The sequence below is a fragment of the Thalassospira sp. Z349TD_5 genome (genome assembly GCF_056173045.1).
On the sequence record NZ_CM149654.1, the window covers coordinates 175,811 to 185,000 of the forward strand.

A 9,190-nucleotide genomic window follows, 5' to 3' on the forward strand; every position below is an offset into this window, starting at 1 on the left:
GTTACTTTGCTATCTGACATGCCTCTGCGCAAAATTGAGCAGTCAGAGGTTCTTGACCTTACGAAAGTCTGGTCGTATCGTCTGCGCACTTCGTGGGATTTGTCGACCGGCTTGCGACCACGTAAAAAATCGCTAAAGAGGGGATACATGGCTTCGGCCCTGACCCATTCATGCCGGTCAGGGTTTTTTTGTGTCCGGATCATACCAATATGACCGGGCATGTAGGAGCAAGACGATGACGACCGAAAAAAAGGCTTCAGATAACTGGCGCGCAGCTACCCGTTCTGTCCGGGGTGGAACCGAACGAAGTGGTTTCTGCGAGACCTCTGAGGCCATCTTTATGAATTCCGGCTATGTTTACGAAAGTGCTGCCGAGGCTGAGGCCTCCTTTGATGGCAGCGGACCGGAACGATTTGTGTATTCACGTTTCGCCAATCCGACCGTCGGGATGTTCGAAGAACGCCTTGCTCTGATTGAGGGGGCGAAATATTGCCGCGCAACTGCATCGGGCATGTCGGCGGTTTGGAATGCGTTGATCGCATGCACCAAGGCGGGTGGCCGCGTGGTTGGTTCGCGCGCACTGTTTGGATCGTGCGAATTCATTTTGACAACGCTTTTGCCGCGATTTGGTGTTGAAACCGAACTGGTTGATGGCACCGATCATGCCGCTTGGGAAAAGGCATTGTCCAAGCCAGCAGATGCCGTATTCCTTGAAACACCATCCAATCCGACACTTGAAGTCATTGATATCGCCTTCGTTGCCGATCTGGCGCATAAGGTTGGGGCAAAGGTGGTTGTCAACAACGTTTTTGCTACCCCGGTCCTGCAAAAGCCGATGGAGCTTGGTGCTGATATTGTTGTGTATTCGGCAACGAAACACATTGATGGTCAGGGACGGTGTCTTGGAGGTGCCATTCTGTTTAACGACAAGGAATGGCATGATGATCATTTGACAACATTCCTGCGTCACACCGGCCCAAGCATGAGCCCGTTCAACGCATGGGTTCTGCTTAAAGGGCTTGAAACGCTTAGCCTGCGTGTTGATCAACATATTCGCAATGCAACCGCCTTGGCCGAATTCCTGTCGGAACAGCCGAGTGTGTCGCGCGTTATATATCCAGCACTCAAAAGCCATCCACAGCATGAACTGGCGATGAAACAAATGTCAGGTCGCGGTGGCGGGCTTATTGCGGTCGAACTTGCAGGGGGCAAGGCGGCGGCGTTTTCGCTGCTTGATAACCTCAAGCTGATTGATATCTCCAACAACCTCGGAGACGCCAAAAGCCTTGCGACCCATCCTTGGACGACAACGCATCAGCGCGTCCCGGCCAAGGACAAGGTGGTCATGGGCATTACCGAAGGCATGCTGCGCCTTTCGGTCGGCCTAGAAGATGTCGACGACCTTAAAGAGGACTTGCTTGCCGCTTTGGCCGTTTAGTGGCTGGCAGTATGTGTTGAACTTTTCGTAATTCGGCCCGTACAAAACAGTGCGGGCCGTTTCGTTTCAGGCCATAATTTTGGTCTGTGCACGAAACAGGTAAGCAAATTATGTCAGGTATCTGGCACTGTGGCTCTGAACTGTCTACATATGCGTCATCAACAGTGATCTTGGCTGAGGAAGATGGACTGGAAATAAATTGGCCTGGAGAATTGCATGTATTCAACCGTGACCAACGAAATCAAGGTTTCGGTACAGCCCGTATTCCTTGAAGACCAGTCCGATCCGGACACCCATCGTTATATCTGGGCCTATCGGATTGAGATTGAAAATCTGGGATCAAAAACCGTGCAGTTGCTGAACCGCTACTGGCGTATCACTAACTCACGCGGGGAGACTCAGGAAGTCAAAGGCCCCGGCGTCATCGGGGAGCAACCGGTGTTGGCCGAGGGCGAGAGTTTCAATTACACAAGTGGCGCACCATTGGCCACGCCGAGCGGCTTTATGGTCGGGACTTACGAAATGACAGACATGGACGGGAACCATTTTGATATTCAGATTCCGGCCTTTTCACTCGACAGTCCCCATGGGCAACATACGGTAAATTGATATAAATGCGGGTCAGGAGCCCCACCAAGCCGGGATGCAATCCCGCAAGGAAAAGATAAAAAGGATTTAGTATGTGCAGCGAACACAATGCGGTAAAACGTCCGACACGTGAAGAAGCAGAAGAAGCCGTTCGCACCCTTCTTCGTTGGGCAGGAGATGATCCCGAGCGCGAAGGCCTGCTTGGAACGCCGGACCGCGTGGCGCGCTCCTATGGCGAGTTTTTTGCCGGTTATCAGCAGGACCCGGCGGAAATCTTGCGTCGTACCTTTGAAGAAACCGATGGCTATGACGAAATGGTCGTGCTGCGTGATATCCGTGTCGAATCTTATTGTGAACACCACATGGTTCCGATCATCGGGGTTGCCCATGTTGCGTATTTGCCGCGCAAACGGGTTGTGGGGATCTCAAAACTTGCCCGCGTGGTCGAAGTGTATTCCAAGCGCCTGCAAATTCAGGAAAAGATGACCGCACAGGTTGCCAACACCATTCAGGAAGAGCTTGACCCGCTTGGTGTGGCTGTTGTGATTGATGCCAACCATCAATGCATGAGCACACGCGGTGTCCATCAAACCGGTGTGTCCATGGTGACCAGCCGTATGCTTGGCGCGTTTCGCGATGATCCAATCACACGCCGTGAATTCTTTGCTATGATCGGTCGCTGATCGGTTGATCAGATCGATGTGAATGACAAAGGCCGCAGCATCATGCTGTGGTCTTTAATTTTGCAAGATCGATTAGATAACCCGCTATTTATAGGGCTGCCTGACTTATTCGCGGAAATTGCTATGACAGGATTTGCATGTCTTAAGCACGTTGCCCAGCGCACCTTTGAAGTCTTCTTCCGAGCCATTATTCGCGGCAACGGTTTTGAGTGCTGTGGCGTTGCTTTCAAGTTGCGCAGCCAAATCGGTGAATTTTGACCAGCCGTCCCAGATTTCAGGCAGAGCTTCGGACGGGGGTTTGTCACTTCCTTCGGGGAAAAGTTTGGTAAAGGTTTCGCCCGCATGGGATTCGATGATGCTTGCCGATTTGGCAACCGTCGCAGGGTCATAGGGTAAGGTGCCTTTCATCATTGGCACCATGATCTTGACCTGCTGACCAATTGCCTTCATGCCGTCCATGCGTTCCTTGAGCACGCCCGTCGCACCTTCATGGGCAATGGCGGTGATGCTTGCTGTCATTGTAAGGGCTACGACCGCTCCGATAAAAACTCTCAACTCTCTTGTCCCCTGCTTCTTTTGTCACTGTGTGTGTTTAATAAGGATTTTGGCAGCTTATACTCCAAATCGCGAAAGAATTTGGTCAACGGAACCGACATAAGATCCACCAAATAAACAAACATGCACCAATAATGGATAAAGATTATACAAATCCCGGCGTTCCTCGAAGAAGCCCGGTTCAATCTTGCTCATCTTATTGTACTGTTCGAAAAATTCCGGCGTCAGATCCCCGAACAATGTGCCAAAGGCAAGTTCGATTTCACGGTCGCCATAATAGATCGCCGGATCAATAAGGCCTGCGATCTTGCCATCGTGACACAGGATGTTGCCGCCCCACAGGTCACCATGCAGCAAGGACGCTGCCGGTTTATCCGCGATCAGACCGCCAAGTTTTACAGTCAGCTTATCAATCCGGTTTACCAAACGTGTGGGCAAAATGCCTTCCTGATGGGCAGCCGTTGCCATATATCGAAGTCGATGTTCGCCAAAAAACGTGACCCAGCTTTTGCTCTGGGTGTTTGGCTGATGCAGTCCGCCAATCAATGTGTCAAAAGACAATCCATATTGATCGGATGTGACGGCATGTTGTGTGGCAAGCTGCCTGGCCAAATCGCGTTGTACTGATCCAGACATCTGACCATCATTGGCAATAAAACCCATCACCAGACAGCCAGAATCGCCATACAGTACATTCGGGCTTGGAATGGGGGAATGGTCTGTCAGATACCGCAGCATTGCGGCTTCTATGTCCAGATTGGTGTGGTCGCTTACCTTGATCGCCAGTGACTGTCCGTTATCCAGATCAACCCGCATGACCTTGGCAACACATCCGCCCGACAGGTATGATCGGGCAATGATTTTCGCCCCGGTCACATCCTTGATCCGTTGAGACAAGATCGGATCAGTCATGGATCAAATACCGTGTTGATCGCGGATATGGGCCAACAGGCGACGGGATGTTTCTTCGATCATATCAAACACATCAACAAAGCCGTTCGTGCCACCGTAATAGGGATCGGGAACACTTTGACCGGACATTTTTGGGTGGTAATCCAAAAAGAGTTTTAGTTTCTGCTGACTTGCCGAAGGGGCCTGACGGCGCATATCGCGCAGGTGCCCATCATCCATGGCCAGAATATAGTCAAACTCTGTGTAGTCGCCGGGTTTGATTTTGCGCGACCGTATATGGCCAAGATCGTACCCCCGGCTTTGAGCCATTTGGTGTGACCGTGTGTCGGGCAATTCGCCAACGTGATAGGCCGAAAGCCCGCAGCTATCGACAGTAACCTGCTCAGACAGACCGGCCGCTGCAACCATGTCCGTAAACACGCCATCTGCGGTGGGCGAACGGCAGATGTTGCCAGTACATACAAAAAGAACCTTGATCACGCGCGCTATCCAACAATTTTGAGCGGGAATGCGCAAGACTGACATGCGCCGGAATGTGAGGCAATGGCTGCTTGGGGTGGTGGAAACCATAACGCTGATTTCGCAATTGCAGCAATCTTGCAATGTAACAGCTTCGTGACATTTCCAATCTGACCCTGACAGCCATATGATTAGTTTGTATGATCACGCCACATTTTGAATTTTGGTACTGTTTTATGCAGGAATTTGTTTCATTCGGGTTGCACGTTGCGTTGATTCGCCAGTTGGCGTGGTTGCCGCGCGGTTATGACCTTGTGCCGGCAGGGACGGTAGTTACGTCTGCCAAATTGCGCAGTATCATGCTGTCACTCGAAGAGGCAAATGGTCCGTCAGTGCTTGTGCGCCTTGGGCGGCATCTTGCGGCCAAGGAACAGGCGCCGATCCTGACCATGCTGCGTCATGTTGCAACACCGGGCATGATTGCGGATCGCTGGCGCCGGCTCGAAGGATATTCCCACGCCCGCGCGCGAAGCGATTATCAAGTAACGGGTAAATCCATGACCTTTCATCGCGGTGTTGTGCGTGGGCAGCCCCCGGCACGGGTTGAAAACCTGTTGTTGCACGGGTTCCTGATCGGGTTGCTTGAGGCCGTCGGTGCCGATTTCATTGATAGTACGATTTTGCCAAGTCACGGGCCCGCTGTGTCGGTCATGCGCAACGGACGTCTGATTGAGAAATTTAAGTTCAATGGACGCGGTTTGCGGTTTCGCATCAATTGGAAAAGTTTCGAACCGGTTTCCTCCTCTTATCCGTTTATGGCCAATATGCCCGGAACGGCGCCTTCTATTTCGGCACAGCGCCCCATTGTCCAGCAGCTTTGTACCATTCTTGAGCAGGACATCGGGCGCAGCTGGACGATTGACGATGTGGCGGCTGCTCTTGATACGTCTGGCCGGACGCTGCAGCGTCGTCTGCAATATGCCAACAGTCGTTTTTCCGATTTGCTGCGTCTTGTTCGGGTGCGCGAAGCATGTCGTCTTCTGTGCGGGACGACATTATCCGTTGGTGAAATCGGCTTTTGGTGCGGGTTTACCGACAATGCGCATTTTTCACGTGATTTCAGAAGGTTGGCCAGCATGCCACCGTCGGTCTATCGCGAAGCAAGCTATGGACACGCAGGGCTGACACGGGCGTAACCATCGTTGGACGTGGATGACCAATGAACGGGCAATGATTGACCCCTTTGGCATCCTTGTTTATCAGCAGATCGCACATGCCACACAATCCTGTGCCCGGCGCGGATGATCTTTCCAGTTTGCGAGGCTGCCATGACCAACGCATCCAAAAACGACGGCCAATATGCCGGTTTCTTGCCACCTCGTTTTTACGATCGGCCAGATGTCGAAGACGTCATGATCAAAACGTGGGCTGTCGGGGATGGTTTGGTCGATCATTCCGTTCCGGAAATTCCTGCCCCGCTTTCACTGTTCTTTGATCTGGTGGCACCGGCTGCTCAGCGTGCGGGCGCCACGGGATTTGCGATGCTTTGGCTTGATCGTCATCCGCATGAAGAACCAGGTTGGCGCCTGTCGCTTGGCCATGTTGGAACGGCCGATGACCTTGAATTGGCGGTGGTCAAGCCACTTGCACGGCTTGTCGGTACAGCAAAACTGGCTGAATTTGAAACAGAAAACTGGCATGTGACCCGCCCATTGTGGCGCAAGCGTGCAGAACCGGTAAAGCTTGTTTTCTGGGGTGATTTTGCCCGTTATGCACGTGCCATTCTGGGGCATGGCGATGGATCAGGATTTTATCAGCCACTTGGTGCGGGGCTTCGGTCTGATCATGTTGCGGCCTCTTTGCCACTGCTTGAAGATATGCTCGGCGAGCCGTTCCTCGTAAACGGTATGGGGTTTGAAGATGCCCTGCGGTTGGGGATCGCACTTGGCCGCGCGCATCTGATTGAAAGCTGGATTGAGGCCGGTGGGATGGAAAAGGAGCCCTATTTCCGCCCGATGCGCATATGGCATCAGGCTTGGCTGTCCAATGCGCTGATTGATCCTGCTGTGGCAAGTCTTGCCATGTCGGGTCAACCACCAATGCCTGCGCTGGATTTTTCAGGCACTGCCACACCTGATACCCGCCGTAAGGCTCTTGATGATGTTTCAGCCTGGCTAACGACTGTCTTTTTTAATGATGAATATCCCGCGTTGCGAAATGCCTTTGTTGCCGGTGTGCAAACTGCCGTTTGGCTCGACAGTGACCTTCAGCAATATGTTCAGCCACAGCAACGCGCAGAAATCTTGCAAGGTCTGATGCCCTATTGTCGCTGGTTTTTGGCGATGGCGCTTTATAATCATCTTGGCAATCTCGCTTCTGGGACAGCGCGCGAAGATCAATCGGAATTTTATGCGGCATTGGTTGAGACCCTGCCCGAACTGGCCCCGCTTAGTGATCTTGCCACCCAGCGCGATATCGAACAGCACATCATTCGCATTGATGCCGCCCGGGCGGCATCTGCGTTTGACACCCTTGTCTTGCCATTCTGTGATGTGTTGATGCCGAGGCGTTCATTTGATGCGGCACGTGCCTGATCGCACAGAACAGTTCCTAAACGAAATAGGTCCGCCAGTATCATGCTGGCGGACCTTTGTTGTCTTTACCGTGATTAATGCGGGTGGGCGGCAATCGGTCGGCTTGAAACAATCTTGAACCGGATCGCAAGGCCGCTTACAGCGACAAGGCTTGCAATCACTATGCCCCAGAATAGACCAGGCACACCCATGCCTTGCGTGAATGTCAGGTAGTATCCCACCGGGATCATGATGCACAGATAAGACACCAGATGCAGTATGGTCGGTGCCCACGTATCCCCCGCACCACGTAAGGCATTGATCGCCGCATTTTGCCCGCCGTCGGTTGGGAAAATAATCGGCATCAGAACCAGTACCGAAACGGTTGTCAGGATCACCGCGCCATCTTTGGTAAACAGATGGGCAACCGCATTTGGAAAAAGATAAAGCGGTGTGCTTAGGACAAACATCACTGCCATCGTGGTCAAAAGTCCGACCCAGCCAGCAAGTGCCATGTCAGGTCTGTCGCGCCGGCCATAGGCAATGCCAACCCGAACCGAGGTTGCCGATGCCAGTCCAAGGGCAACCATAAACATCAAAGCCAGCATCGTCATGGCAATGCCATAACTTGCGGCCGCGACAACGCCCAACCGACCGGCAAAAAGCTGCATGGCGGCAAACGCACTTGTTTCCATGCCCTGGCTGGCACCGGCGGCATACCCAAGATGGCGTGCCTTGTGCGATGCGCGCCACCAGCCGGAAAACCCATTACGAATGCCATAAAGGCTATGGCTCTTCATCAACAGAATATAGCCCAGTAAACTGAATGCCATGAACCAGCGGATGACGGTTGATGTCCATGCTGCACCTTCAGCGCCCAGTTCCGGTAGGCCAAAGGCCCCGTAAACCAGACCGTAATCCAAAACCAGATTGATCGCATTGGCACCAATCATCATTATCATCCCGGGCAACGGACGCTGTAACCCTTCAAGGAAAAATGCGCAGGTAATATAAATCATGGCCGCGGGCATTCCGATCGACAGGATCATTGCCAACTCGCCGGCATTCTGCGTGATATCATCAGGCTGACCGGTCGCGATAAACAGCCACTGCGATTGCCACGTCAGGATCGTAAACAGAATACCGATCAGCACGGCATAAGGCATGGCACTTCGCCAGACCAGACCGGCTTCGATCATGTTGTCGCGCCCGACCGCATGCGACGTCAGGATCATCACCCCTGTCAGGAGCCCGATTCCGGTCACCATCAAGGTCGTGAACGGCGCATGGGCGACATTAAGATAGGCCAGTCCCGCGCTGTCGTAATTACCAACCACGATGGTGTCGACAACCGACATGATCAGCATGCCAAGCCGTGCAATGGTGACGGGCAGGGCAAGCCGGAACAGTTCGCTTAGGTGACGCCGTACCCGGTTATTTGGATAAAGCGGTGTCGGGGATGCTTTTGGCTCAATAGGTGGTGGTGCCGGTGTCCCGTCCTGTGGGGCGATGGTCATCGGAACGTTTCCTTATCATTTTATATCCGCAAAGCCGGGCATCAAAATCTGGTGTGGTGGCGAGATGCCGGTTCGTGGTTGATCATGTCCTTTGGGACAAGACTTTTTAAGTGTCGAGTTATCGTGTTGACGGCAATGGTCGATGGGGGATGGCCGTGATCAGTTTTGCCGGATCATCGGTGATTACGGATGTAACGCCCCATGCGAACAGTTCACGCGCACGATCAACCTCATTAATTGTATAACAAACAAGCGGCACTCCGGCTTTGACAATCTCGGCGGCAGTTACCGGTGTCAGCGCGGCATGATCTATATGAATGGCGGATGCACCAAGGCGGTCATACTCTGCTTTCCAGTTCTCAGGCAGCGTTTCAAGCAACCAGCCACATGGGATTTCAGGTGCATGTTTGCGCATTTCGGCAACAGCAATATCATCGAAACTTGAAATCAGGATTGGAAGATCTT

The 9,190-nt window shown here is 52.7% G+C and carries 10 protein-coding genes and 1 riboswitch (1 of these 11 only partly in view); of the genes, 5 read left to right on the forward strand and 5 right to left on the reverse strand.

Annotation, left to right across the window (positions count from 1 at the left end; genetic code table 11):
• Positions 1-82 precede the first annotated feature (82 nt).
• Positions 83-157, forward strand: a riboswitch (SAM riboswitch).
• A 78-nt stretch (positions 158-235) separates the two neighbouring features.
• The 3 genes from metZ (at position 236) to folE (ending at position 2,709) form a co-directional block, all read left to right on the forward strand.
• Positions 236-1,438, forward strand: coding sequence for an O-succinylhomoserine sulfhydrylase (gene metZ, locus AC0VXT_RS00790; RefSeq protein WP_475547110.1), 1,203 nt, complete (start codon positions 236-238; stop codon positions 1,436-1,438).
• A gap of 216 nt (positions 1,439-1,654) precedes the next feature.
• Positions 1,655-2,047, forward strand: a complete 393-nt coding sequence (gene apaG / locus AC0VXT_RS00795) for a Co2+/Mg2+ efflux protein ApaG (protein WP_475547111.1) — start codon at positions 1,655-1,657, stop codon at positions 2,045-2,047.
• 71 nt (positions 2,048-2,118) lie between these two features.
• On the forward strand, positions 2,119-2,709 hold the full coding sequence (gene folE / locus AC0VXT_RS00800; RefSeq protein WP_475547112.1) for a GTP cyclohydrolase I FolE: 591 nt from the start codon (positions 2,119-2,121) through the stop codon (positions 2,707-2,709).
• A 105-nt stretch (positions 2,710-2,814) separates the two neighbouring features.
• Here folE and AC0VXT_RS00805 read toward each other — a convergent pair whose 3' ends face one another.
• The 3 genes from AC0VXT_RS00805 to AC0VXT_RS00815 form a co-directional block, all read right to left on the reverse strand.
• Positions 2,815-3,228, reverse strand: coding sequence for a c-type cytochrome (locus tag AC0VXT_RS00805; protein ID WP_475547113.1), 414 nt, complete (start codon positions 3,226-3,228; stop codon positions 2,815-2,817).
• Between the two features lie 93 nt (positions 3,229-3,321).
• Positions 3,322-4,176 (reverse strand): fructosamine kinase family protein, encoded by an 855-nt coding sequence (locus AC0VXT_RS00810; RefSeq protein WP_475547114.1) that lies wholly within the window; start codon positions 4,174-4,176, stop codon positions 3,322-3,324.
• 3 nt (positions 4,177-4,179) lie between these two features.
• Complete coding sequence (locus AC0VXT_RS00815; protein WP_475547115.1) at positions 4,180-4,656, reverse strand: low molecular weight protein-tyrosine-phosphatase; 477 nt, start codon at positions 4,654-4,656, stop codon at positions 4,180-4,182.
• A gap of 215 nt (positions 4,657-4,871) precedes the next feature.
• Between AC0VXT_RS00815 and AC0VXT_RS00820 the strand changes: the two genes are divergently transcribed.
• Positions 4,872-5,831, forward strand: a complete 960-nt coding sequence (locus AC0VXT_RS00820) for a helix-turn-helix transcriptional regulator (protein ID WP_475547116.1) — start codon at positions 4,872-4,874, stop codon at positions 5,829-5,831.
• A 132-nt stretch (positions 5,832-5,963) separates the two neighbouring features.
• Entirely contained in the window at positions 5,964-7,229 is a 1,266-nt protein-coding gene (locus AC0VXT_RS00825) for a hypothetical protein (protein ID WP_475547117.1), read from the forward strand.
• Positions 7,230-7,303: 74 nt separating this feature from the next.
• Here the strand turns inward: AC0VXT_RS00825 and AC0VXT_RS00830 are convergent, their stop codons facing one another.
• Both AC0VXT_RS00830 and AC0VXT_RS00835 read right to left on the reverse strand, forming a co-directional pair.
• On the reverse strand, positions 7,304-8,725 hold the full coding sequence (locus tag AC0VXT_RS00830; protein WP_475547118.1) for an MATE family efflux transporter: 1,422 nt from the start codon (positions 8,723-8,725) through the stop codon (positions 7,304-7,306).
• A 118-nt stretch (positions 8,726-8,843) separates the two neighbouring features.
• A protein-coding gene (locus AC0VXT_RS00835) for a glycerophosphodiester phosphodiesterase family protein (protein WP_475547119.1) crosses the window boundary here: on the reverse strand, positions 8,844-9,190 show its end. The gene runs 403 nt beyond the window's last position; the window shows 347 of its 750 coding nt (coding positions 404-750); the start codon falls outside the window, past its right edge — the gene reads right to left on this strand; the stop codon is at positions 8,844-8,846.